Source organism: Aliiglaciecola lipolytica E3 (assembly GCF_000314975.1).
In the GTDB taxonomy this organism is placed as follows: domain Bacteria; phylum Pseudomonadota; class Gammaproteobacteria; order Enterobacterales; family Alteromonadaceae; genus Aliiglaciecola; species Aliiglaciecola lipolytica.
Window position 1 is genome coordinate 193,977 of the sequence record NZ_BAEN01000041.1, and the last position, 23,811, is coordinate 217,787.

Genomic DNA, 23,811 nt, shown 5'->3' on the forward strand with positions numbered 1-23,811 from the left:
TTTTAGGATAAATATGCCTCAGTCCCCAAAAAAACTTGGTCTCACCGCTAAAATCTTTATCGGCATGGTTGCCGGGATAATTACCGGTGTCTTATTAAAATGGTCATTTGATGATAGCGGAGATTTGGCGTTTAGTGTATTCGGTACGACAGTTTCTACGTATGACGTTTTAGTCAATGGTATATTTAATGTAATTGGTCAGATATTTATTAACAGCCTTAAAATGCTAATTGTACCTTTGGTCTTTGTGTCTTTAGTGTGCGGAGTAGCCAATTTATCTGAACCGAGCAAACTGGGCCGTTTGGGTGGTAAATCGGTTTTACTTTACATTAGTACAACTGCCATCGCGATCACCATTGCTATGATTGCCGCTTTAATCGTAAAACCCGGATCTGGCATTCCCATTCCTACTGACGCGGTATTTGCAGCCAAAGAGGCTCCTACACTAGCCGCGGTTATTATCGACATATTTCCTTCCAACCCGTTTCTTGCGTTTACTGAAGGTAAAATGCTGCAAGTCATCGCTTTTGCTGTGCTATTTGGTTTAGCGATGGCAATGGTAGGCGATGCTGGGAAACGTGTCGCCGCACTTTTTGAAGACCTCAACGCCGTTATAATGAAGCTCGTCACCATCTTGATGAATTTGGCACCTTATGGTGTATTTGCGCTTTTAGCTAAGTTATTCACAACGATTGATGAAGGACGTATCGCCTCTCTAGCCATTTATTTTGTACTGGTTTTTGCGGTACTAATTTTCCACTTCTTAGTCAATTATTCAATTATTCTCAAACTTTTGACTGGCTTAAATCCCAAATTTTTGTTCTTAAAAATGCGCGAAGCGATTATTTTCGCATTTAGCACCGCGAGTAGCAGTGCGACGCTTCCCGTTACCCTTGAAACGGCGACTAAAAAATTAGGCGTTGGCAAAAGTGTTGCTTCCTTTGTTGTACCGCTAGGCTCAACTATCAATATGGACGGAACGGCAATTATGCAGGGCGTCGCTACTGTGTTTATTGCTCAGGTATACGGTATAGATCTTTCTACATCCGATATGTTGATGGTCGTGCTAACAGCAACTTTGGCTTCGATAGGAACAGCGGGTGTACCAGGTGTAGGAACACTGATGTTATCCATGGTACTGGTTCAAGTCGGATTACCAGTTGAAGGCGTAGCGTTAATACTTGGCGTAGATCGATTATTAGATATGACCAGAACGGCAGTAAATATAACTGGTGACTGTATGGTTTCATGTGTTGTAGCTAAAAGTGAAAACGAATTAGACGAGTCAGTTTACTATGATTTAAATGCAGGAGATGCATACGAAAACGTAGATTTAAAAGACTTCAAATCCACCGATTCAGATAAACCCAGTCAGTGATAAAAAGAACAGACAGTTTAGTTTACCCAAACGAACTGTCTGTTTTTCAATTCTCTTGTTAATGTTGTCCCAGTGCTTCAGCCGGATTTATTTTTGTCGCTTTGAATGCAGGATAAATAGTAGCCAATAGGCTCAAACAAATCGCTATAGCTGCGGTGAATATCACTTCAGTCCAACGCAATTGTGAAGGAAGAAAATCAATAAAATAGACATCTCCCGATAGAAATTTAACACCACTAATAGTCTCAATAAAAGAGGCTATCACAGTTAAATTCTCTGCTAACAAAACGCCGCATACCACGCCGACCAGTGTACCAATTATACCGTTTACAGCACCTTGTAAAATGAACACTTGAATGATGAGTCGATCTCTAGCCCCCATCGTTTTTAACATTGCTATTTCAGCTCTTTTTTCACTAACGGCCATCACTAAAGTTGAAATAATATTAAAACACGCTACACCAATAACAAGGCTCAGAGCAACGTAAACCACAGCCCTAACAAGCTGGATATCCTGGTACAAATGCCCCTGTGTGCGCGTCCAATCAGACATAAAAACATGCTGTGAAAAAGAAAAGCCAAACTCACGCATTGCACTGTTTGCAATAAACGGATCTTCAAAGCGAAATCGTAGGCCTTGCGCGCCAGTTTGTGTGCCTAATGTGTTAGCAGCAAGTGCGATATGCATGAAGCCAATCTGTGCGTCCAGTTCACCACCTATTGCGATTTCACCCGCCACATTCAGCCAAACTGTTTTAGGAGCTGAAAATGATAAATCATCGGATATTTGAGGTAACAATAACTGTACTTTGTCACCAACCGACAATTCGAGCTGTTGCATGATAGAACGACCCAACAATATTGCATCTTCATCAGAGGCAAAGGTCTGCCATTCAGTTGCACCCACTTTTTGAATTAATTTGTTTTTAGCGACATAGTTAAGGTCAATTCCGACTAACTCGGGAATCGCCTTCATTTTATTGCCCTTTTGTAAAAGCCCCGAAGCTTTAACATAGGGTTCAACAGATGTGATCCGTGAATCTGTCGATAATCTTTTTAAATGCGTTTGCCAATCTTGTAAACCTGAACCTTCGTAAGCATAAATTTCACCGTGGGGAATAAAACTCAGCAACTGATTTTTAAGCTCACGTTCAAAGCCATTCATTACCGATAGCAGCAAAATTAACACAGTACACCCAAGTGCAATGCCTACAGTTGAGGAAGCGGAAATAAAGGAAATAAAACCATTTTGACGTTTTCCTGAACGAAACCGCCAAGCAAGTTGTGCAACTAATTTCATAGCACTGTGCCCTGCTCGATCAACTTCCCATCTGTAATATTTAGCGTTCTATCTAACTTGGCAGCAAGTTCAATGTCGTGAGTAACCACAATAAAGCTGGTGGAGATTTGCTCTCGCAATTCATTTAATAACTGATAAATACTTTGACCTGTTTTATGGTCTAAATTACCGGTTGGTTCATCGGCTAAGACTAAATCAGGTTGGGTGACCAGTGCGCGAGCTATTGCTGCTCGTTGGCGTTCACCTCCAGACATTTTGGCGGGCTTATGACTCAATCGATGCGACAATCCCACACGTTTAAGAATTTCCTCTGCACGGTGTTTAGCTAAATCGGATTTAGTTTTGCCGATTAGTAATGGCATTGCGACGTTTTCTAACGCACTGAACTCGGGCAACAGATGGTGAAACTGATATACAAAACCTAAACATTTATTTCGAAAATCAGCCTGCTGCTTTTCGTTAAAGGCAAATATATCTTGCTGCTTAAAAAAAACGTTACCTGACGTTGGAGAATCTAAAGCCCCCAATATATGCAATAACGTACTTTTTCCAGAGCCCGAGCTTCCTAAAATAGCTATTTGTTCTGCACGACCAACAGTAAAATTAATATTATCAAGCACTTGTACTTTAGATTCATTTTCTTGATAGGTTTTACTAACATTTTTACAGATTAACAACTGTGACATATTCTCTACTTTATTATTCTTGCTGTTGGTTGAACAATTCACGCTCACGCCTTTTCCACATGAGTCTGGCGACTTTTTTCATACTGACGTGTTTATCTTTTTCGTCGACTATTTCAAAACCTAAAAGACTTTCAAGCAAATCTTCTAAGGTTAATATGCCTTCCATTCCGCCGTATTCATCCACTACCAGCAGCATATGTGATCTAGACTGTAAAAAATATGGAAAGGTTTCTGATAGATTGGTGCTGCTTAGTAATGTCACCATGTCTTTACGATAAGCGGCTAATGGCTTATCTCCATTACCGCGTGCTTGCGCAAGTATTAAATCGGACTTAAGCACAAAACCACTTATCTTTTCAGGCTCATCATCTTCAAAAACCGGTATGCGTGAATAAACTTCACTGGCATATTTATGGTAGAAAGTTTCGACCGTGAGATTTTCAGATACTTTAAAAACCACCGTTCTGTGGGTCATGGCATCTCTCACTTTGAGATTATCCAGACTCAATAAGCTCTGTAAAATATTCGCTTCTTGATGTTCCAGTAAGCCTTCGTGTTTCGACAATTCAGTCATCGCGTGTAATTCCCCGCGACTTAACCCTTTTAATGGGCTCTCTTCGGTAAATTTACTGGTTAAGGCATTTGCCATTTGTACAAACGGGTAAAGTACCCAAACTAAATACTTTAAAAAATACGCAGTCACTGGCGCAAGTTGACGCCAATAGGTTGCCCCCAACGTTTTTGGGATGATCTCGGAGAATACCAAAATTAATAAGGTTAAAATTGCTGAAGCCGCACCTAGATATGCATCCCCAAATACCACCGCAGCTTGCGCGCCGGCGCCTGCCGCTCCCATAGTATGAGCGATAGTATTTAACGTTAATATCGCGGCTAATGGTTTGTTAATATCGGCCGTAAGATCATGCAAAATCAGCCCTGACTTTTCACCTTTATTCATCGACACAGAAATATAAGCCGAAGAAATACTTAATATGACCGCTTCTGCCACAGAGCAAAGGAAAGAAAACCCAAGGGCAATAACAACGTAAATTATCAATAGCAACATAGCGCTTAATTATCACCTTCATTTTTCGGTTTATGCTGATCAAACCACCATAAAATATAATCCACTTTAGCCATCAAATTACTTGGCTTACGATAAATACTGTGTGATGCCCCGGGAATTCTGACCATTGCGCTTTCAACACCTTGAATTTTTAACGCTTGATAAAATTGCTCAGATTCAGATATAGGCGTTCTATGATCAGACTCCCCTGTCAGTAACATGGTGGGTGTAGTGACATTACCGACATACGATATCGGAGAATATCGCATATACTCTTCTAAATTATCCCATGGTTTACCATTGAACCAATACTGGTAAAAGTACGGGTAAAAATCGGCAGTCAACACAAAACTGTACCAATTGATGACAGGCTTAGCGACAACAGCTGCTGCAAATCTTTGAGTATGTCCGACAATCCAAGCTGCCAAGGTCCCACCGCCTGAGCCACCAGTAACAAATAATTGCTGGGTATCAACAAATCCCTTTTCAATAACTGCATCAACACCTGACATTAAATCATCATAATCTTGGCTCGGATAATTTTTATCGATGCTATGTGCAAACTCTTGTCCATAACTTGAACTTCCACGTGGATTTACATATAAGACTACATTACCCGCAGCTGCATACAATTGTATCTCCATAGAAAAGTGTGGGCCATAAGCTGTAACAGGACCTCCATGAATTTCCAATACTAGTGGGTATTTTTTGCTTTTATCAAATCCTGGCGGATACGCTATCCACCCCTGAATATCTTGCCCATCAGCACTGGATTTAAACCAGATCTCTTCGATATTAGCTAATGATTTGTGGCCTAAAGCGTCGTCATTTAAATAAGTTAGCTGTGTGGTTGTATTTTTTTCGACTAACCCGACATCTGCGGGTCTTTGTGGATTAGAAAAAGTAATTGCGACTTTACCGCTATCACTGACAGCAAATTCAGCACCTGTATACGGGCGGCCATACGATTGACCACCTAATTTATCAGAAAGTATCGTGCGTTTGTCAACCGTTCTTGCCGATTGCAGGGCAAGTACTGTTTTACCCATATCATCATATTGAATATACAGATTCCGGCCATTTTTATCCCAAGCGATTGCGTCGATACTGCGATCTAACCCTTCTGATACGAATACTGTTTCAGCATTAGACAATTGTTTTACATAGACATTTGCGTTTGCGTAATTTTTGCGTTTATCATCAAACCCTATATAAGCTATATACTTACCATCGGGTGATACAATAGGACTAGCATCAGGACCGTCCCTATCGGTTATTTGGGTAATGTCTCCAGTTGCCACTGAAATGGCGAAAATATCAGAGTTTAGCGGCGCAAAATCACGGTTTTCTGAACGGTTAGCGGCAAAATAGATAACATCACTTTGCTTACTCCAACTTAAATTACCACTATTATCAAATTTGTCGTTAGTAAGTTGTCTTGGTGTACCTCCATCGGCAGATAAAACAAACAACTCAGTGCTTCCAGGGACGCTATACCCACCGCCATCGAATCGATAGTACACATCGTCAATAAACACCGCAGACTCTGCCCATTTAGCTCCGCTAGGCTTTCCTGAGAGACTAACAGGATTATTGGGCTTTCCTTCGACAAACATGCTAAATGCAATGTGTTTACCGTCTGGAGACCAGCTCAATCCGCTGGGCGAAGAAGTCAGGTTAGTTAACTTTGCGGTTTTCCCAGTAGTTAACCACGTCATATAAATTTGTGGTTTTCCAGTACGAGTGGAAATAAAAGCCAGCTTGTTGCCATCAGGAGATAAAATTGGATTAAAGTCGAGATGATCTCCGGTGGTAACAGGAAGCATGTTTTTAGATTTAGTATTAACTGACCAAATATTTCCAAGCTTCCGGTCAGTTTGAATATCCATATAATGACGGACAAAATAGATTGTATCTCCGTCAGGGTTAATAGTTAAATCCGCGGCATACTCAATATCAAATATGTTTTTTGATTCCAACACATCTAGCTGAGAATCGGCATTCACAATAGTGGGTATCATCCCAGTTAAAATCAAACATATTCCAATTAGCTTTTTCATTTTAATCCCTACTCTATTGAATAACTCAGATAGCTTATCGCATTTATAGACAAATGCCTCCTAAATCGATTATTTGATGTAAGAGTTTGTGATTTGTAGTGTTTGAACATTAAACGGCAAGTTTAATTTAAAGTTATCAAAGTTCCTTCTAAAACCGCAGCTTTAACTTCTCCATCAAATAACATTAACCAAGTTGGTGATATACCTAATTGCTTAAACTTCGCAGGTTCAGGCTCTCCTATTCCCTTAATCACAGGCCAATCTATTAATCGATTTATCAACGATATATCACCACCAAAACGACAATATCCGCTTTTTAATAGAGAAATATACGTTTCCTGATTTAAGTCAATGGGTTCAACAACTTCGAATGTGTTACCAGGACAATAACTATAATTATGGGCATTTAATACTTCAAAGCCGCCTAATTGACGAAGATCGCCTAGCTCTGAGATTAACGCTGTTTTGTTTGTTTGTTTATTGATCGCAATATCTAGACAATAGTTTGCGTTAGCGGTTTCAACATTCAATCCTTTTATCAATAAATCCGCTAATCCATTTTCAACATTCAATGGCAATGAATTATAAGCAAACTCCCCTACTTCAGAATAACTACTTTGCGCAATATGATTCATCCCATGAAGCAAACAAAAAAAGTTGAAGCGCCTTGCTTGCTGACGGTTCTCATCATTAAATGCGCTACCGGATTCAATCAGAACACATGCAATACCAAGGCTTGTGGCTAAATCGCCAAATGCACGTTCAGAATAACCATCGCTATATTTTGCGACTTTTCCAAAAAGTTCTTCTGCCATATCCGATAACACAGCACCAATTAATTTCATGGCATTGCAACGGTGTGGAGGCATACTTTCATGTAAATCACCGGCGGGAGCAAGAAACGCCATTTCTACCGGCTTTAAAGAATGTTCAATTCGATAATACTTAGATTGGTCGTGCAGATTAAACGCAAATTCAGGCTTTAGTTCGTCAAATAACGATTTGAGTACTCTTCCCTCAGGCGTTTGCAAAGCCGCTGCATCACGATTTATATCTATGCCTTGTGCATTTTCTCTGGTTTGCTTAGCAGCCCCATCTGGATTTAACATAGGTACAATATGCAACGTCACTTTGCTTAAAATATCTTGCAACCAAGCTTCAGCTATATTTTGTTTTAAAAAATGTATCAAATCGATAAGCGCAGCTGTAGCAGTAGGCTCATCACCATGCATCTGAGACCAAAATAATATGGCGCGATCACCATGTCCAATAGTCAACTGTGTAATTTCTTGGCCTAAATACGAATGCCCGACAACTTTGCGTCGAAAATGCAGCGAATCTGATGAAAGTGTCTGATTGATATTGTCGGTGACATCTTGCGGAAAAATGTGAGGTTTGTCTAATTGATCAATTCTAGCGTTTTTGTACAACTGGTCTAACACTTGATTATCAGGGATCATGACTACTCCACAGTTACCTTCATCAAACATATTTTTTCGGTACTAACGTATTATTTGATCACTTTGTGAAATAAAAACGCGTAACGTGATAAATTGTAATAACTTTAGCTGTTAGCAAGGTTATCCGCAATTAACTCTATTTAAATTAGTTGCAGCCACCTTTTTGGGCTTGCCTTTGTTCATATGCAGCGATTTGTTCAGGTGTTGCCTTGGCTTGATACTTTTCTTTCCACTGCGCATAAGGCATACCATAAATTTTTTCTCTGGCTTGCTCGTAATCAAGTTCTACGCCTTTTTCTTCCGCCGCCGCTTTATACCATTTTCCTAAACAATTACGACAAAAGTCAGCCAAAATCATTAAGTCAATATTTTGCACATCTTTGTTATCATCTAAATGTTTTAACAACCTTCTAAAAGTTGCAGCCTGAATTTCTATTTCAGTTTTTTGGTCCATGGTTAATTCCTTAAAATTCAAAGTTTAAAAAACAAAAAAGGAGCAAAAGCCCCTTTTTGACATTTTCTATTTAATGAAGATTACTCTTCTGACGGTGCTTCAGCTTCCGGCTTTTCTAATAACTCTTTGATACTCAAACGAACGCGATTTTGACGGTCAATTTCCATCACTTTTACGTCTACCATTTGACCTTCAGAAAGATAATCAGAAGTCTTATTCACACGCTCATGCGCGATTTGTGAAATATGAACCAAACCTTCTTTACCAGGAAGTACTTCAACAAACGCACCAAAATCAACGATGCGAGTTACTTTACCGTGGTAGGTTTTACCAGCTTCAACTTCAGCGGTCACCTGCTCTATTTTAGCAATAGCAATTTCAGCTTTTGCTAATTCAGTTGCAAATATTTTAATTGTACCGTCATCTTCAATTTCGATATTGGTATCCGACTCTTCGGTAATAGCGCGGATCATTGCACCACCTTTACCAATTACGTCACGGATTTTATCCTGATCGATTTTTAACGTGTAGATACGCGGCGCAAACTCAGACATTTCATCGCGGTGACCACCAAGCGCTTCATCCATTACACCCAGTATATGTAAGCGTGCTTCTTTCGCTTGCTTAAGGGCTTTTTGCATGATCTCTTTAGTGATACCTTCGATTTTGATATCCATTTGAAGTGCAGTAATACCTTGTGTAGTTCCAGCAACTTTAAAGTCCATGTCACCAAGATGATCTTCATCACCTAAGATGTCAGATAGGACAACAAAGTTCTCGTCACTCTTCACCAAGCCCATTGCAATACCTGCAACTGATGCCTTGATAGGTACACCCGCGTCCATCAATGCCAAAGAAGTACCACAAACTGACGCCATTGAAGACGAACCATTTGATTCAGTAATCTCTGAAACAACACGTACTACGTACGGGAACTCTGCTTCTGTAGGCATAACCGCTTGAATACCACGCTTAGCCAAACGGCCGTGGCCGATTTCACGGCGTTTTGGAGAACCAACAAAACCAGTTTCACCAACACAATATGGAGGGAAGTTGTAGTGCAACATGAAACGGCTGCTTGCCATTCCGCCAAGCTCGTCAATCATTTGTGCATCACGCTCGGTACCTAAAGTGGCAGCTACCAACGCTTGTGTTTCACCACGTGTAAACAAAGCAGAACCGTGAGTTCTTGGTAGAATACCGGTATTTACGTGTAAAGCACGGATCATATCAGGTTCGCGACCATCGATACGCGGCTCACCAGCTAAGATACGTGAACGCACTACATCACTTTCTAAGTCGTGAAGCATCTCGGATACTTCTTTTGCGTCCTGCTCAGGATCAGCTTCTAATATTGCAGCGACTGCTTTTTCAGTCACAGCAACAACGGCATCTTTACGAACCATTTTATCAGAAATCTGATAAGCTTCTGTCATGCCAGCTTCGGCTAACTCTTTCACTTTTGCTTTAAGCGCAGTATTTTCTGCAACGGCTTGCCAGTCCCAACTAGGAGTAGCTACGTCTGCTGCGAATTCTCTCACTGCATTTACCACAGCTTGGCTTTGCTCATGACCATACATAACGGCACCAAGCATCACTTCTTCAGATAATATGCTAGCTTCAGATTCAACCATCAATACTGCACTTTCAGTACCAGCAACAACAAGATCTAACTCACTGGTTTCAAGTTCAGATGTGAGGGTATTAAGAATATATTCACCTTCTTTGTAGCCTACACGCGCAGCGCCAACAGGACCATTAAATGGAATGCCTGAAATAGCCAACGCCGCAGAGGTACCAATTAAAGAGATGATATCGGTAGGAATTTCTGGATTAGCAGAAACAACTGTAATGATGATTTGAACTTCATTCATGAATCCATCAGGAAACAATGGACGAATTGGACGGTCGATCAAGCGCGCAATAAGAGTTTCGCTCTCGGAAGGACGACCTTCACGTTTGAAAAAACCACCTGGTATTTTACCGGCTGCGTAGGCTTTTTCTTGATAATTAACCGTTAATGGAAAGAAATCCTGGTCTGCCTTGACATCTTTTTTACCAACTACACTTACCAATACAGAAGTATCGTCCATGCTAGCCATAACAGCGGCAGTTGCCTGACGAGCGATAACGCCCGTTTCTAAAGTAACAGTATGTTGACCATACTGAAAAGTTTTCGTAATAGGAGTCACTATTTATCCTTTTTAATATTTTCTATATCGCTTTTAAATGCGGCGCATAGTATAGCCAGATGAAGAACAAACCGACAGTGAAATTTATATTTAATCCACAGTTTATTGCGGTTTTCCGATATTTTTAGTCTTTTCACGCTGCCTAAACATAAAGTACTTAGCCCATTGCGCAGAAAATAAATGGTAAATGGATTACAGACTGAAAAGTGCAGACACTTTAACGCACAATTTCAATTTAACTTTGGCGCAATTAGAAATATATATTACACTCCACTTTAGTAATAAAAACGTCACAAAAGTGTAACAATGCTATTAATTAAGCAATCAAAGTTAGTCATTGCAGTGTTAACTGTACTTTGCATCAGTGCCAAAACTCATGCGAACAACACGAGCGGTGTCACCGGACCAATCGTAAAACCAAATGACCAATCGTACCAATTTCGTACTGCTTATACGCCAAGTGATAATGGCGAAAGAGAGCAACTAGTCGTTAGAATGAATGTTCAAAAATCTGTTAGTGATGATGTCCGTCTGCGGGTAGTTGGACAAGTAAGAGATACCACCGGCAGCTTTGAATTTGATTCTATTTCAGCTGATTTGTTGTGGCAGTTTCAACATAAAGAAGACGGAATCTGGGACAGTGCTGTACGTTTTGATTTAAAGGCACGCAAAGCACATCGAAGTGAAGGATTTTCCTTTAAGTGGACGAATAGATGGTCATTTGCTCCAGAATGGTCTCTTACTCAAGTTCTTTCATTCAGTAGAGACATTGGTGGAGACAATCCTGCATCAGGTACCTATTTGGAATCACGGACAGGCTTAGCTTATAAATCAAGTAAAAACCTTACTTTCAGCCTCGACTCCTTTAATCAGCTAGGTAAAATTGGAGATTTTGGAAGCGCAAACCAAGAAAGCCATCAAATTGGTCCATCAATGTCAGGAAAAATTGAAGGATTTTCCTACTCAGTTAGCTATTTAGCTGGAGTATCGAGCGCCGCTAAAGATAATGTGTTCAGGCTATTCATCGGAAAATCGTTTTAATATTTCCTAATTACCTAATTTGAAATCACTAAAATACGACGTCAACCCATGTCATTTAATAGAATTGAATGACTAATAACTAAATCGATTTTACTGATTTCAAATCCTTCACTATGCTTAATTTTCTCCATATTTGTAACCCAACTCCCCTACTCTTTTAAGGATTAATCATGAAGTTAGAGTCGATAGCATTACACGAAGGATATCAATCAGAAGCGACAACAAAAGCAGCGGCAGTCCCTATTTATCAAACAACCTCTTACACATTTGATGACACACAACATGGTGCTGATCTATTTGACCTAAAGGTTGCTGGAAATATCTACACGCGTATTATGAATCCGACAACTGACGTGCTTGAAAAACGCGTGGCTGCAATGGAAGGTGGAATTGGTGCAGTGTGTGTATCATCAGGTATGGCTGCTATCACTTACGCCATTCAATGCATATGTGAGTCTGGTGATAACATAGTCAGTACCAGTCAATTATACGGTGGTACTTACAACCTCTTCGCCCACGCTTTACCACGCCAAGGTATCGAAACTCGGATGGTCTCTTTCGATGATTTTGATCTTTTCGAGAGCTCAATTGACGTAAAAACCAAAGCGATTTTCTGTGAATCAATCGGTAACCCTGCAGGAAACGTGGTTGATATTAAACGCTTAGCAGAAATAGCAAACAAACATGGTGTTCCCCTAATTGTTGATAACACAGTGGCGACGCCTTATTTGTGCAGGCCATTTGAATTGGGCGCCCACATTGTTGTGCACTCGCTAACCAAATATATTGGTGGACATGGAACTTCTGTAGGTGGTGTGATTGTCGACTCAGGCAAGTTTGACTGGGTCAAAAATAAACATCGTTTTGCCATATTGAATGAGCCTGATCCCTCCTATCATGGGGTGATTTATACTGAAGCGTTAGGTGAAGCTGCCTATATAGGTCGCTGTCGCGTCGGACCACTTAGAAATACTGGTGCAGCCATTTCGCCAATGAATGCTTTTCAAATACTCCAAGGATTAGAAACGCTTGGCCTGCGCATGGACAGGCATTGTGAAAATGCTGAAAAGCTTGCTGCTTATTTGCTCCAACATGACAAAGTAGAATGGGTGAACTATGCTGCACTGCCAGACAGTCCTCACCACCAAAACTGTCAAAATATCACCTCAGGTAAGGCTTCAGGTGTGTTAAGTTTTGGCATTACTGGTGGCATTGAAGCAGGCACCAAGTTTATTGATGCACTAAATATGATACTTCGTTTAGTCAATATTGGAGATGCAAAATCGTTGGCATGTCATCCTGCTTCAACAACTCATCGCCAATTGAATGAAGATGAACTTAAAGCCGCTGGGGTAAGTACGGATTTAGTACGTATCTCTGTGGGAATCGAGCATATTGATGACATTATTGCAGACGTTAGCCAAGCATTAGCTAAGGTTTAATCATTTACTTCAAGTAGAAAACAGTCTAATTTTAACGCTAAAAAAATACAAAACAGCGTATTATATTTTTATGCACACCATGTCGCTTAAATATAATACGCTTTAAACAGTGGGATGAAAAATGCGGGTTTTTAGAAGTTTTAAAAGCGTAATTGTTTTATTGAGTTTGTCGTTAATCTTTGGCTGCGTACCTGCTTATGATAAGGGTCAGGACATTAACGCCGGCTGGGAAGGCATTACTTGGGGAGAATCAGAAAAACTGGTTAATGAAAAGTTATCTTTGACGGATGCAGATAGAACACCGTTTGGTGAATACGCAATAATTATCAAAAGTGGATTAGTCAGAACACTAGGTGATTTCAAAGTGAATGCGCAGCCTGTTATTTCTGCTAATAAGTTGGTTGGCGTCATCTTGTTACGTAAAAAGCCACTAGATAAAAAGGCAGAAATAAATCAAATTAAGACCATTTTCACTGAAAAGTATGGTCAACCAAGTGTGCAAGATAGCAACGCTATTTGGAAGTACAAAGACATGACGTTTCAACTCTCTGACAAAAACAATAGCTTTTTGGTCGTAATTACCAATATCAAACACGCAGAAGCTGCTGTTCGCAACATTGTTGAACCAAATTAAATTCTACGGCAATGCTGTACTGAGCAAATAACCTATTATTACAGCAGTTGTTAATTTTAAGTTGGCGTAAAACTTCTAATAGGATCCATTTTAAGGACATAAATTGAAAACGTTTAGTATATTCACTTTGCTTTTAGTCACCTTTACTGTCACTGCCACCACAACTATAGAACGATAATAAATAAATCCTTATAAACGGAAAATGACTAACTCGCTAATCGGTGAGAAAATTGCCTATTCCTCGGTCGTTCTAGAAGCAGTTACCGTCACTGGCTTACCCGTAAATTCAAGAAAAATAGTTACCATCCACGTTTCCAAATTCAAACCATGCGAATTTAAATTCATTGCCAATGATAATTTGCTTTCAAATGTCTCAGCAGATACAAACATCCCAGGTCTTCGAGGTGATTTTGAACTGTCAACATCCATGGTCTACAACAATATTGGAAATAGTAAATACAATCAATCACTATGTATAGAGCCTTAAAAGACGCGGGTAAAAACGTTCAAAAAATAGAATTGAGTGGAGAAGATCATTATTTGTCTCATGGCCCTACTCGACTTCAAGCCCTAAAAGCGACAATAGATTTTGTAAACAAAAATATCTAACAGTAGCTCATACGTTTCATCATTATCGAATGATAGATATGTGAAAACCAATAAAAAAGGGCTGTCACCGTAGGTGATAGCCCTTTTTCTAATTGGTGCGGATGGAGAGACTCGAACTCTCACGGCCGAAGCCACAGCCCCCTCAAGGCTGCGTGTCTACCAATTCCACCACATCCGCAAAAATTTAACTTGTTAACTAGTTTGGAATTTCGTTAGATTGCTGATTATTTTCTTCGTTAGGAATATCAGAATCAACAGGTTGCTCTACTACACCTAAACTATCAAACTCATCTACTGCTTGGCTTTTGTCAGCCGTTTGATTACCAAGAATTAAGCTGATTGCGAAGAATAACGTAGCTAATATTGCTGTGGTACGTGTCATAAAATTGCCTGACCCTGTTGAACCAAAAACAGTATTTGAACCACCGCCACCAAACGATGCGCCCATATCGGCACCTTTACCTTGTTGAATTAGCACCATACCAATCAACATCAAAGCAACTACCAAATAAACTACTATCAAAATCTCGTAAAAATACGTCATGTTATGTCTCTAACCTTTTGCTGCTAAGCAAATATTTAAAAATTCCTGTGGTTCCAAGCTGGCACCACCTATCAACCCACCATCAACGTCGGGTTGTGAAAACAATTCATTGGCATTGGCCGCTTTTACACTGCCGCCATATAAAATTCGTAAACCTTGAGCGACTTCTGCATCTAATTCAGCTAAGTACTGGCGAATAAATTCATGTACTTGCTGAGCTTGTAGAGGGCTCGCAGTTTTTCCGGTTCCTATTGCCCACACGGGTTCATAGGCAACCACAATATTATCAAATTTAGCAATCCCAATCTGATCAACTACTGCATCGATTTGGGCCTGTATGTGATTAAAAAACTCACCACTTTCTCGTACTGCTTCCGGCTCACCTACACATAATATGGGCGTCAAGCCTTGTTCTAAAGCCACACTAACTTTTTTAGCCACTAAAGCATCACTTTCGCCGTTATCTGTGCGTCTTTCGGAGTGCCCAACTAACACAAAATCACATTTCAATGATTTGAGCATTGTTGCCGAGACTTCACCCGTATGAGCGCCAGCATTGAACTCGCTAAGATTTTGTGCGCCTACAGAACCACTAAAACCGTTAAACTCACTCAAAAATGGAAAAGGAGGACAAACCAAAACATCTACATTTTGTATGTTGCTACTGTCGAGGGTATCAATCATTTGCTTGGCAAGTTCAACACTGCCATTCATTTTCCAATTCCCAGCAACCAGCGGACGACGTTTATTCTGCACTTTAAACTTCCTTAGCCCGGCGAAAAAGCGGGCGAGATATTAACTAACCCCAATGAAATATACAAGTGGGCTAACGTTAATTTATGTTGCTAAATAACTATTTGGTTAATTTACGCACTGCATCAGCGATAAATTCAGCCCAATTAGTCGAATCTTCCTGTTTTTCAGCTTCAACCATTACCCGGATAAGTGGCTCAGTACCACTTTTACGCAATAGCACTCTTCCTGTTTTACCTAGTTTAGTCTCTGCTTCGATAACCGCTTCTTTTACTTTGACATTTTCAAGTGGGTTTTCACCTTCCTCAAATCTAACATTAACTAAAGTTTGAGGGAACATGTCCATACCTTGACATAATTCATGCAGGGTCATTTGCGACCTCAACATAGCTGTAATCACTTGTAAGCCAGCTAGTATGCCATCGCCAGTAGATGTAACGTTTAAATTTAATACATGGCCAGAGTTTTCGCCACCAATTGCCCATCCACGTTCCTGCAATAACTCCATTACATAGCGGTCGCCCACGTTACTGCGAAGAAAAGCGACTCCGAGTTTATTAAGCGCAATTTCTAAACCTAAATTACTCATTAGTGTACCGACAACACCACCATTTAAACGACCTGACTTCAACGAATCACGAGCAATGATATAAATCAGTTGATCACCGTCTATCACGTTTCCTTTGTGGTCCACCATCATGATTCTGTCGCCATCGCCGTCTAATGCAAACCCTAAATCGGCTTTATGTTCTAACACACTTTCTTGAATAGCTTTCATGGAAGTAGCGCCAACACCTTTGTTGATGTTAAGTCCATCAGGTGCTGTGCCTATTTCAATGACATCTGCGCCAAGTTCTTCAAGGACATTAGGTGCAATGTGATAAGTCGCACCATGAGCGCAATCAACAACGATTTTTAAGCCTTTAAGATTTAGATCGGATGGGAAGTTACCTTTGCAGAATTCAATATAGCGGCCAGCGGCATCTTCAATTCGATAAGCCTTACCTAACTTATCTGATGCAACACACACCATAGGTTTTTCCATTTGCTTTTCGATTTGTAGTTCTATTTCATCATCCAATTTATAGCCTTTAGATGAGAAAAACTTGATACCATTATCGTAAAACGGATTATGCGATGCACTGATAACAATGCCCGCTTCAGAGCGAAAGGTTTTGGTTAAGTACGCAATAGCGGGAGTTGGCATGGGACCGAGCAAACCAATATTTATACCCGCTGCTGACAATCCTGCTTCTAAACACGACTCCAGCATATAGCCAGAAATGCGAGTATCTTTTCCTATTAGTACTTTGTTAGTTCCCTGACCTGCTAATACTTTGCCTGCTGCCCAGCCTAATTTCATGACGAATTCAGGGTTAATAACACTTTCACCCACTTTTCCACGAATACCATCTGTACCAAAATACTTTCTAGAGCCCATTAATTTAATCCTTATAAGCACTCAGCGCTGACACGACTTTTACTGCATCAGCTGTCTGTTTAACATCGTGCACTCGCAATATAGATGCACCTTTGGTTAACGCGATTGTGGCAGCGGCAATACTACCAGCTAAACGTTGGTCAACGTCTCGATTTAATAGATGTCCCAGCATTGATTTTCGGGAAACGCCGATCAACATTGGAAATCCTAAATTGTTCAGTTCTTCAAGTCTATCAAGTAATTGATAATTATGCGGTAATGTTTTTCCGAATCCGAATCCGGGATCAATAATTATTTGAGATTTAGGGATACCTGCTTGCATGCATTGCTGCGTTTTTGTATCTAAAAAAGTGTATACATCTTTTACTACATCTCGATACTGAGGTGCTGCTTGCATCGTTTTAGGTTGACCTTGCATATGCATTAAACACACGGCAGCCCCAGAAGATGTTGCTGCACTGAGAGCCCCACTCTCACCTAATGCACGGATGTCGTTAATTAATCCTGCACCAGCACTCACCGCTTGCTGCATTACTTCAGGCTTACTGGTATCTATTGAAATAACCACATCAAAATTTGTAGCAATCGCTTCTATTACCGGAATAGTCCGATCTAATTCTTGTTGTAATGATACGTCTTCTGCACCGGGCCGAGTAGACTCACCACCCACATCAATAAAATCAGCACCTTCAAGGATCATCGCTTCTGCTTGTTTCAGAGCATTTTCTCTACCCAAAAACCTACCGCCATCAGAAAATGAATCTGGCGTAACATTTAGAATTCCCATAACTCTGGGTGTATTTAAATCAATGTATTTATCTTTAAACTGCATAAGGTGTTTTATAAAACTGAAGAATGGATGTGACAATACGAAAAAAGGTCGATTCAGAACGTGTCCGAATCGACCCCATGCGATTTAAAAACAACTTAACTAGTTATGTCGCCCGGCTTCCCAACAGTTGGTGGAGGAGTACTTTTATCCTCATCCGGACTCACCGTTGCGCCACCAGTTGGCTTGTCATCAGAACCTGGATCTCGACTTTCCCAGTCCGCCGGCGGTCTAACAGGACGTCTAGCCATCAAATCATCGATCTGCTTAGCATCAATGGTTTCATATTTCATTAAAGCATCTTTCATAGCATGCAATATATCCATATGTTCATTTAAGATTTTTTCTGCTCTTTCATAATTGCGGTCAATGATTGATTTAATTTCAGCATCGATGGCACGCGCAGTATCGTCAGACATATGTTTTGCTTTGGACATACTACGTCCTAAGAAAACTTCACCTTCCTCTTCTGAGTAAAGCATTGGTCCCATCTTAGTAGACAGACCCCACTGAGTTACCATCTTACGAGCGATATCTGTCGCACGTTCAATATCATTAGAGGCTCCAGTAGTTACCCCTTCTTCACCCAAAGTAAGCGCCTCAGCAATACGTCCACCGAACAAGCTGGAAATCATACTTTCAAGGTGTTGCTTACTATGACTGTATTTGTCTTGTTCGGGCAAATACATAGTCACACCCAACGCGCGACCACGAGGGATAATAGAGACTTTGTAGACTGGGTCGTGCTCAGGCACAACACGTCCCACAATCGCATGCCCTGCTTCATGGTAAGCAGTGTTGGTTTTTTCTTCCTCAGACATTACCATGGTCTTACGCTCAGCGCCCATCATGATCTTGTCTTTGGCTTTATCAAACTCTTCCATTGAAACAACACGTTTGTTTGAGCGTGCTGCAAATAACGCGGCTTCATTCACCAAATTAGCTAAGTCAGCACCGGAAAATCCAGGCGTTCCTCGCGCGATAACTGACGCTTCTACGTTGTCTCCAATAGGAACTTTGCGCATATGTACTTTAAGAATTTGCTCACGTCCGCGAATATCTGGTAAACCAACGACGACTTGACGGTCGAAACGTCCAGGACGTAATAACGCTGGGTCCAGTACGTCTGGTCGGTTAGTCGCAGCTATCACGATAATACCTTCGTGGCCTTCAAAACCGTCCATTTCAACTAACATTTGATTCAGAGTTTGTTCGCGTTCATCGTGACCGCCACCTAAACCAGCACCACGTTGGCGACCAACGGCATCAATTTCATCGATGAAAATGATACAAGGGGCAGATTTTTTAGCTTGTTCAAACATGTCACGTACGCGAGACGCACCGACACCTACAAACATTTCAACGAAGTCAGAACCGGATATAGTAAAGAAAGGAACTTTAGCTTCACCAGCAATCGCCTTGGCCAGAAGTGTTTTACCAGTTCCAGGAGGACCAACCATCAAAACACCTTTAGGAATTTTACCGCCTAATTTTTGGAATTTAGACGGGTCCCTTAGGAAATCGACTAGCTCAGAAACGTCTTCTTTGGCTTCATCACAACCCGCCACATCTGCAAATGTGGTTTTAATTTGGTCTTCACCTAATAAACGCGCTTTACTTTTTCCAAATGACATTGCTCCGCGACCACCACCGCCTTGCATTTGACGCATGAAAAATATCCACACACCAATAAGCAGTAACATTGGGAACCAAGAGATAAAAATCTGAGATAAGAATGAAGGCTTCTCTGGTGGCTTTCCTTCTACAGCAACACCGTTACTGATTAAGTCAGACATCAACTGGTCATCGTGGTAAGGAATATAGGTTGAAAACGCGTCACCACTGGTAGTAACTCCAGTAATTTCACCTGTTTGCCTATCTATCGTGGCCTGTCGCACAGATTTCTGATCAACATTACGTACAAACGTCGTGTAATCGATTTTCGCCTTGTTTGCTTCACCCGGCGAGAAACTGTTAAACACGGACATCAGCACAACGGCGATGACCAGCCATAAGATTAAATTTTTTGCCATATCGCTCAACGCTTTTAACCTCTAAAAGTAAAATTCTGTATGTAGGCACATGCTTAATTAGATTGCTAATTAATCAATAAAGTATTTTGCCCGGTTAGCAGTCCCTAAAGGGTACTACAGTTTATAATCCGCTGCTACCAGATATACCTCGTTAGTGCTCGCTTGTTTAGATTCTAGTTACTGGTTATTGCAACATTAAATATCTGCTTAAACACTTTCACGAAATTAACGAAACTATCAATGTGAAACATTTTGACCACAAAAACCTCAAATGGTTTTAAATACTAACATTAAAGACTAATATCCAACTTCACTTGCATTTAATTGGTGTACTCTCATTAGCAGTCACTATGCCCTTAACAGCATATTTTTCTACTTATTAAATCGGTATTTTTTGCAATGTATGCAGTTTCTTATTAGGTATAAAAGCAAGATGGCGTTAGAATACCGGTTTTCAACCATTAAATATCAATAAAATTGTAAGAATTAATCTAAATGAAGTTATCTAACAAACAGAAACAATACTTGAAAGGCCTCGCCCATCCTTTAAAACCGGTTATTCAGTTAGGAAATAACGGATTAACCGAAGGTGTATTAGCAGAAATCGAAAATGCCTTGACGTTTCACGAATTAATAAAAGTCAAAGTGCCTTCTGATGACCGTGAAGAAAAACAACTCATAATGGATGCGATTATCCGTGAAACTGCAGCCATTAAGTTGCAAGTCATTGGACATACATTAATCATGTATCGCCAAAGTGACGAGAAAAAAATAAGTATACCAAAAGTATAATTCGCTTGTTTTTCCTCAGTTTTCTTAATTTAAGCCACGACAAAAAATAGCCTATGACAAGGTCGTTATTAGTACCTATTTCAAATCTTTATGGTAATGGCGACTTCACTGCTCAAATTCTCTTAGAAGGTGTAGCAAGTCCACTCAATTTAATCTTAGATACTGGCAGTAGCACTTTAGTTGTTGATGCTGCTCATATCGAACACCTTCAACCCATACCAACAACTATTGCGCAAAGAGTGGCGTATGGTATGGGAAGTTGGATTGGGCCAGTGGTTAAACATGCTGTCATCCTAGGTCACGAAAACGATAACGTTAGATTACCAGAAGTACATTTAGCGATAGAACAAAGCTTAGATAAAAATACCTTTATGTTAGCCGATGGCATTTTAGGATTGGCTTACAGTGAACTAAATTTAGCTCACGATATACAACATTATTTAAATCAGCTCAATATACAGCCAGCCAGCACGTACCCTTGGCCTGCAGCAGTATTTGAAAAAAATATTAGCGATCTCGATGACATCTTATTTACCTCACCCAAACATCATATCACGCCCTATTTTGATGAGTTGGAAAAACATAATTTAGTTGCCAATCAATTCGCATTTGTTGTACATCGTTCCAGTATTTATAGGGGAGATCCTGAGCAGGATGACAATGCCCTGGCTCATCACCCATTAAATACCGGTATTCTCGTGGTGGGAAACCCAAAATTACATTCACATATGCACAAGAACGACTTCCAAACAGTGAAAGTTGTGCATGATAAATATTACAACGTTAATGTCTTATCCATAGGACTTTCTGGGCAAACTCAAATCCCCTTTCCCAAATTAGAAGCTAAACATGTAAAAAGTTATATATCTAATGGGATTGTAGATAGCGGAGCATCCGCTATGGTATTTCCACAATCAGTGTTTAATCAGTTGTTAGCGCAATTTAGTACTCACAACACTGATTTTAAGCACCTTTTGTCAACCTACGAAACTTTTACCGGCAAAGAAATTGGTATTCCACTTGATTTGGTCAACCTTGATAGTTGGCCAGATCTGATTATTGTTTTAGAAAACGAGCTTGGAAATACCGCTGAACTCAAGTTAAGTGCGAGCACGTACTGGCAAACCCATGCGCCTAAAAAAAACCAAATATCTTTTAAAATTACTTCTTTACCGGATTGGCCTAATCAGGCCATTTTAGGGTTACCTTTATTAAATAATTATTTTACGATCTTCAACCGTAGCGCAGGTGAGACAGGCACAATTGAATTTGCCAACAAACACTTTTGTCCGCATTTGATGACTGATAAACAACATCAGGATAAGCAAACGCTAAAACAACACTTTATGCAGCACAAACATATTTTGTAATTTTTGAACTTAGTCATTTAGGTAACAAATAAGAAATGGATAACACAGGCAACACGGAATATCACAGTGAAAGATTTAACTTTGTTACCTTATGTGAATTTGACCTCAATTTAATTTATGAGCTTTATTGCAGTGATTTGGTGATGGAAAAAGTGATGCCTAAACTGAACCACACCCAAGCAAAAAACTTGTTGTTCGACATTTTGAAGCAACAACAAACACGCCCTTGTGAATTTTGGCGAATAGAATGCGCTTGTTCAGGTGAAACAATGGGTATACAGGGTTTTATGGCGAGCAAGAAACAACGCAATCAAAAATGCGCAGAATTTGGGATACTATTGCGGCCCGAAGCTTTTGGCAAAAAAGTGGCAACTGAATCAGTCACTGCGATGCTAAATTATGGCTTCCGAACGCTAAAGCTAGAGTCAGTACACGCATTTTATCAAGCAGATAACATTGCGAGTGGCAAAATTGTTGAAAAACTGCATTTTTCAATTGAGCCTGTCTCACGGCAACCTAAACAAAGACGCTGTGAAATTACACGCACCGATTTTTTCAATCACAACAAGGATTTTCAGTTTGTCGGAAATTAAGACTCAACAATCTAAAGGCAGCATAGTATGTGTCGGTTTAGGCATGATTTTAGGGTCTCACATAGCACCTCTGTCGCGTCAATTTATCGAACAAGCTGATATTGTTTTCATGAGTGCTACTGACGGTATGACTGAAGCCTGGATTGACTCTATGAATTCTAATAGTCATAGCCTGCAAAAATTTTATGCTGAAGGAAAAGATCGCCGAATCAGTTATCAAGAAATGGTTGAGGCTATGTTAAACGAAGTAGAGAGTGGTAAAAAAGTAGTCGCTGCATTTTACGGTCATCCCGGGGTTTTTGCTTGGGCTGGACATAAAGTTATAGAACTTGCCAAATCAAAAGGTTATCACGGCCATATGGAACCGGGCATTTCAGCAGAAGATTGTTTGTACGCTGATATGGGTATAGATCCAGGTCGGTTTGGTGCAGTTCATACTGAGGCAAGCCAGTTTATGTTGTATCAAAGACACGTGGATGATACTGCCTATCTAATCTTATGGCAGCTTGGTTTCGTCGGTGATCTTAGTATGTCAAAATATGCTACAGACAAGGCAAGCCGTAAATTACTACAAGAATTACTCATTGAATATTATCCTTCAAATCATGAAGTTGCGATTTATGAGTCGCCAATGCTACCTACAGAAACAGCTCGAATTTCATGGTTTCCCCTAAACCAATTATCCGAAATTCACGTTGAACACTTTTCAACTCTAGTTATTCCCCCAGCAAGCTCAAAAATTATTGACCAAAATATGCGCATTAAGATGCAAAAGCTTGAGAAATAGCAATAAAATTAAGAAAAAAACAGGATTGTTCTTTCCACAGGTAGCGCAAGTGTTTAATAATAGAGCGGTTAAAATAATTAAATAGTTTCAAGCACTCTAAAACATAAAAAAGGTAAAACTATGTCCGCATTACAATTATTAGAACAACTAGCAATAAATCCTGATTTTAAACGAGAATTGCTCGATCAAGAGCAACACCCTCTGGCACTCAAAGCTAAAAAAGACATTGAAGAGATGCGAAGCAAACAAGGTAAGTTTTGGTGTGCATTAGTGCCTGCGAAAGACGACGAGCCAGAAGAAGATGACGATTCTGAAGAACAGGAAGATGCTCCGAAAGAGAATTGATA

Annotated in this window: 22 protein-coding genes and 1 tRNA gene; 10 read left to right on the top strand and 13 right to left on the bottom strand. The window is 40.1% G+C overall.

Features of this window, described 5'->3' with window-relative positions:
- The first annotated feature begins 13 nt into the window (after window positions 1–13).
- On the top strand, window positions 14–1,378 hold the full coding sequence (locus tag GLIP_RS10990) for a dicarboxylate/amino acid:cation symporter (RefSeq protein WP_008844706.1): 1,365 nt from the start codon (window positions 14–16) through the stop codon (window positions 1,376–1,378).
- Window positions 1,379–1,436: 58 nt separating this feature from the next.
- Here the strand turns inward: GLIP_RS10990 and GLIP_RS10995 are convergent, their stop codons facing one another.
- The 7 genes from GLIP_RS10995 to pnp form a co-directional block, all read right to left on the bottom strand.
- Complete coding sequence (locus GLIP_RS10995) at window positions 1,437–2,678, bottom strand: lipoprotein-releasing ABC transporter permease subunit (protein ID WP_008844707.1); 1,242 nt, start codon at window positions 2,676–2,678, stop codon at window positions 1,437–1,439.
- Window positions 2,675–3,364, bottom strand: coding sequence for a lipoprotein-releasing ABC transporter ATP-binding protein LolD (lolD, locus tag GLIP_RS11000; protein WP_008844708.1), 690 nt, complete (start codon window positions 3,362–3,364; stop codon window positions 2,675–2,677). Before lolD ends, GLIP_RS10995 begins: the two co-directional genes overlap by 4 nt.
- 13 nt (window positions 3,365–3,377) lie before the next feature.
- The gene (locus GLIP_RS11005; RefSeq protein WP_008844709.1) at window positions 3,378–4,430 is read right to left on the bottom strand and encodes a CNNM domain-containing protein; all 1,053 of its coding nucleotides are present in this window, start codon (window positions 4,428–4,430) and stop codon (window positions 3,378–3,380) included.
- 5 nt (window positions 4,431–4,435) lie between these two features.
- On the bottom strand, window positions 4,436–6,490 hold the full coding sequence (locus tag GLIP_RS11010) for a S9 family peptidase (RefSeq protein ID WP_008844710.1): 2,055 nt from the start codon (window positions 6,488–6,490) through the stop codon (window positions 4,436–4,438).
- Window positions 6,491–6,612: 122 nt separating this feature from the next.
- A complete protein-coding gene (locus GLIP_RS11015; protein WP_008844711.1) occupies window positions 6,613–7,950 on the bottom strand; it encodes a M14 family zinc carboxypeptidase in 1,338 nt (445 codons plus the stop codon).
- Between the two features lie 145 nt (window positions 7,951–8,095).
- Entirely contained in the window at window positions 8,096–8,404 is a 309-nt protein-coding gene (locus tag GLIP_RS11020; RefSeq protein WP_008844712.1) for a DUF1244 domain-containing protein, read from the bottom strand.
- Between the two features lie 80 nt (window positions 8,405–8,484).
- Entirely contained in the window at window positions 8,485–10,596 is a 2,112-nt protein-coding gene (gene pnp, locus GLIP_RS11025) for a polyribonucleotide nucleotidyltransferase (RefSeq protein WP_008844713.1), read from the bottom strand.
- 306 nt (window positions 10,597–10,902) lie between these two features.
- Here pnp and GLIP_RS11030 point away from each other — a divergent pair, with 306 nt between their 5' ends.
- The 4 genes from GLIP_RS11030 (at window position 10,903) to GLIP_RS22050 (ending at window position 14,200) form a co-directional block, all read left to right on the top strand.
- Window positions 10,903–11,637: a hypothetical protein gene (locus GLIP_RS11030; protein WP_008844715.1), complete on the top strand. Its 735-nt coding sequence runs from the start codon at window positions 10,903–10,905 to the stop codon at window positions 11,635–11,637.
- A gap of 170 nt (window positions 11,638–11,807) precedes the next feature.
- Window positions 11,808–13,079 (top strand): O-acetylhomoserine aminocarboxypropyltransferase/cysteine synthase family protein, encoded by a 1,272-nt coding sequence (locus GLIP_RS11035; protein WP_008844716.1) that lies wholly within the window; start codon window positions 11,808–11,810, stop codon window positions 13,077–13,079.
- A 121-nt stretch (window positions 13,080–13,200) separates the two neighbouring features.
- Entirely contained in the window at window positions 13,201–13,713 is a 513-nt protein-coding gene (locus GLIP_RS11040) for a hypothetical protein (protein ID WP_008844717.1), read from the top strand.
- Window positions 13,714–13,915: 202 nt separating this feature from the next.
- On the top strand, window positions 13,916–14,200 hold the full coding sequence (locus GLIP_RS22050; RefSeq protein WP_161602051.1) for a hypothetical protein: 285 nt from the start codon (window positions 13,916–13,918) through the stop codon (window positions 14,198–14,200).
- A gap of 215 nt (window positions 14,201–14,415) precedes the next feature.
- Here the strand turns inward: GLIP_RS22050 and GLIP_RS11045 are convergent.
- From GLIP_RS11045 to ftsH, 6 genes are all read right to left on the bottom strand, one after another.
- Window positions 14,416–14,500, bottom strand: a tRNA-Leu gene (locus GLIP_RS11045).
- Window positions 14,501–14,518: 18 nt separating this feature from the next.
- On the bottom strand, window positions 14,519–14,866 hold the full coding sequence (secG, locus tag GLIP_RS11050; protein ID WP_040522648.1) for a preprotein translocase subunit SecG: 348 nt from the start codon (window positions 14,864–14,866) through the stop codon (window positions 14,519–14,521).
- A gap of 9 nt (window positions 14,867–14,875) precedes the next feature.
- Window positions 14,876–15,622, bottom strand: coding sequence for a triose-phosphate isomerase (gene tpiA / locus GLIP_RS11055; RefSeq protein ID WP_008844721.1), 747 nt, complete (start codon window positions 15,620–15,622; stop codon window positions 14,876–14,878).
- A gap of 97 nt (window positions 15,623–15,719) precedes the next feature.
- A complete protein-coding gene (gene glmM, locus GLIP_RS11060) occupies window positions 15,720–17,060 on the bottom strand; it encodes a phosphoglucosamine mutase (protein ID WP_008844722.1) in 1,341 nt (446 codons plus the stop codon).
- Between the two features lie 4 nt (window positions 17,061–17,064).
- Complete coding sequence (gene folP, locus GLIP_RS11065) at window positions 17,065–17,892, bottom strand: dihydropteroate synthase (RefSeq protein WP_008844723.1); 828 nt, start codon at window positions 17,890–17,892, stop codon at window positions 17,065–17,067.
- 95 nt (window positions 17,893–17,987) lie between these two features.
- Window positions 17,988–19,931: an ATP-dependent zinc metalloprotease FtsH gene (gene ftsH, locus GLIP_RS11070; protein WP_008844724.1), complete on the bottom strand. Its 1,944-nt coding sequence runs from the start codon at window positions 19,929–19,931 to the stop codon at window positions 17,988–17,990.
- A gap of 486 nt (window positions 19,932–20,417) precedes the next feature.
- Between ftsH and yhbY the strand changes: the two genes are divergently transcribed.
- From yhbY to GLIP_RS11095, 5 genes are all read left to right on the top strand, one after another.
- On the top strand, window positions 20,418–20,714 hold the full coding sequence (gene yhbY / locus GLIP_RS11075; protein WP_008844725.1) for a ribosome assembly RNA-binding protein YhbY: 297 nt from the start codon (window positions 20,418–20,420) through the stop codon (window positions 20,712–20,714).
- A gap of 53 nt (window positions 20,715–20,767) precedes the next feature.
- Window positions 20,768–22,084: a pepsin-like aspartyl protease gene (locus GLIP_RS11080; protein ID WP_008844726.1), complete on the top strand. Its 1,317-nt coding sequence runs from the start codon at window positions 20,768–20,770 to the stop codon at window positions 22,082–22,084.
- 35 nt (window positions 22,085–22,119) lie between these two features.
- Window positions 22,120–22,677, top strand: coding sequence for a GNAT family N-acetyltransferase (locus tag GLIP_RS11085; protein ID WP_008844727.1), 558 nt, complete (start codon window positions 22,120–22,122; stop codon window positions 22,675–22,677).
- Window positions 22,664–23,464, top strand: coding sequence for an SAM-dependent methyltransferase (locus tag GLIP_RS11090; protein WP_008844728.1), 801 nt, complete (start codon window positions 22,664–22,666; stop codon window positions 23,462–23,464). The genes GLIP_RS11085 and GLIP_RS11090 overlap by 14 nt, the downstream gene beginning before the upstream one ends.
- A gap of 120 nt (window positions 23,465–23,584) precedes the next feature.
- On the top strand, window positions 23,585–23,809 hold the full coding sequence (locus GLIP_RS11095) for a hypothetical protein (protein ID WP_008844729.1): 225 nt from the start codon (window positions 23,585–23,587) through the stop codon (window positions 23,807–23,809).
- Window positions 23,810–23,811: the final 2 nt, after the last annotated feature.

What these genes read in the sequence shown, in the direction of transcription:
- GLIP_RS10990 (WP_008844706.1), top strand. Translation starts at nt 14, where the DNA reads ATGCCTCAGTCCCCAAAAAAACTTGGTCTCACCGCTAAAATCTTTATC.
- GLIP_RS10995 (WP_008844707.1), bottom strand. Translation starts at nt 2,678, where the DNA reads ATGAAATTAGTTGCACAACTTGCTTGGCGGTTTCGTTCAGGAAAACGT.
- lolD (WP_008844708.1), bottom strand. Translation starts at nt 3,364, where the DNA reads ATGTCACAGTTGTTAATCTGTAAAAATGTTAGTAAAACCTATCAAGAA.
- GLIP_RS11005 (WP_008844709.1), bottom strand. Translation starts at nt 4,430, where the DNA reads ATGTTGCTATTGATAATTTACGTTGTTATTGCCCTTGGGTTTTCTTTC.
- GLIP_RS11010 (WP_008844710.1), bottom strand. Translation starts at nt 6,490, where the DNA reads ATGAAAAAGCTAATTGGAATATGTTTGATTTTAACTGGGATGATACCC.
- GLIP_RS11015 (WP_008844711.1), bottom strand. Translation starts at nt 7,950, where the DNA reads ATGATCCCTGATAATCAAGTGTTAGACCAGTTGTACAAAAACGCTAGA.
- GLIP_RS11020 (WP_008844712.1), bottom strand. Translation starts at nt 8,404, where the DNA reads ATGGACCAAAAAACTGAAATAGAAATTCAGGCTGCAACTTTTAGAAGG.
- GLIP_RS11030 (WP_008844715.1), top strand. Translation starts at nt 10,903, where the DNA reads ATGCTATTAATTAAGCAATCAAAGTTAGTCATTGCAGTGTTAACTGTA.
- GLIP_RS11035 (WP_008844716.1), top strand. Translation starts at nt 11,808, where the DNA reads ATGAAGTTAGAGTCGATAGCATTACACGAAGGATATCAATCAGAAGCG.
- GLIP_RS11040 (WP_008844717.1), top strand. Translation starts at nt 13,201, where the DNA reads ATGCGGGTTTTTAGAAGTTTTAAAAGCGTAATTGTTTTATTGAGTTTG.
- GLIP_RS22050 (WP_161602051.1), top strand. Translation starts at nt 13,916, where the DNA reads ATGACTAACTCGCTAATCGGTGAGAAAATTGCCTATTCCTCGGTCGTT.
- secG (WP_040522648.1), bottom strand. Translation starts at nt 14,866, where the DNA reads ATGACGTATTTTTACGAGATTTTGATAGTAGTTTATTTGGTAGTTGCT.
- glmM (WP_008844722.1), bottom strand. Translation starts at nt 17,060, where the DNA reads ATGGGCTCTAGAAAGTATTTTGGTACAGATGGTATTCGTGGAAAAGTG.
- folP (WP_008844723.1), bottom strand. Translation starts at nt 17,892, where the DNA reads ATGCAGTTTAAAGATAAATACATTGATTTAAATACACCCAGAGTTATG.
- yhbY (WP_008844725.1), top strand. Translation starts at nt 20,418, where the DNA reads ATGAAGTTATCTAACAAACAGAAACAATACTTGAAAGGCCTCGCCCAT.
- GLIP_RS11080 (WP_008844726.1), top strand. Translation starts at nt 20,768, where the DNA reads ATGACAAGGTCGTTATTAGTACCTATTTCAAATCTTTATGGTAATGGC.
- GLIP_RS11085 (WP_008844727.1), top strand. Translation starts at nt 22,120, where the DNA reads ATGGATAACACAGGCAACACGGAATATCACAGTGAAAGATTTAACTTT.
- GLIP_RS11095 (WP_008844729.1), top strand. Translation starts at nt 23,585, where the DNA reads ATGTCCGCATTACAATTATTAGAACAACTAGCAATAAATCCTGATTTT.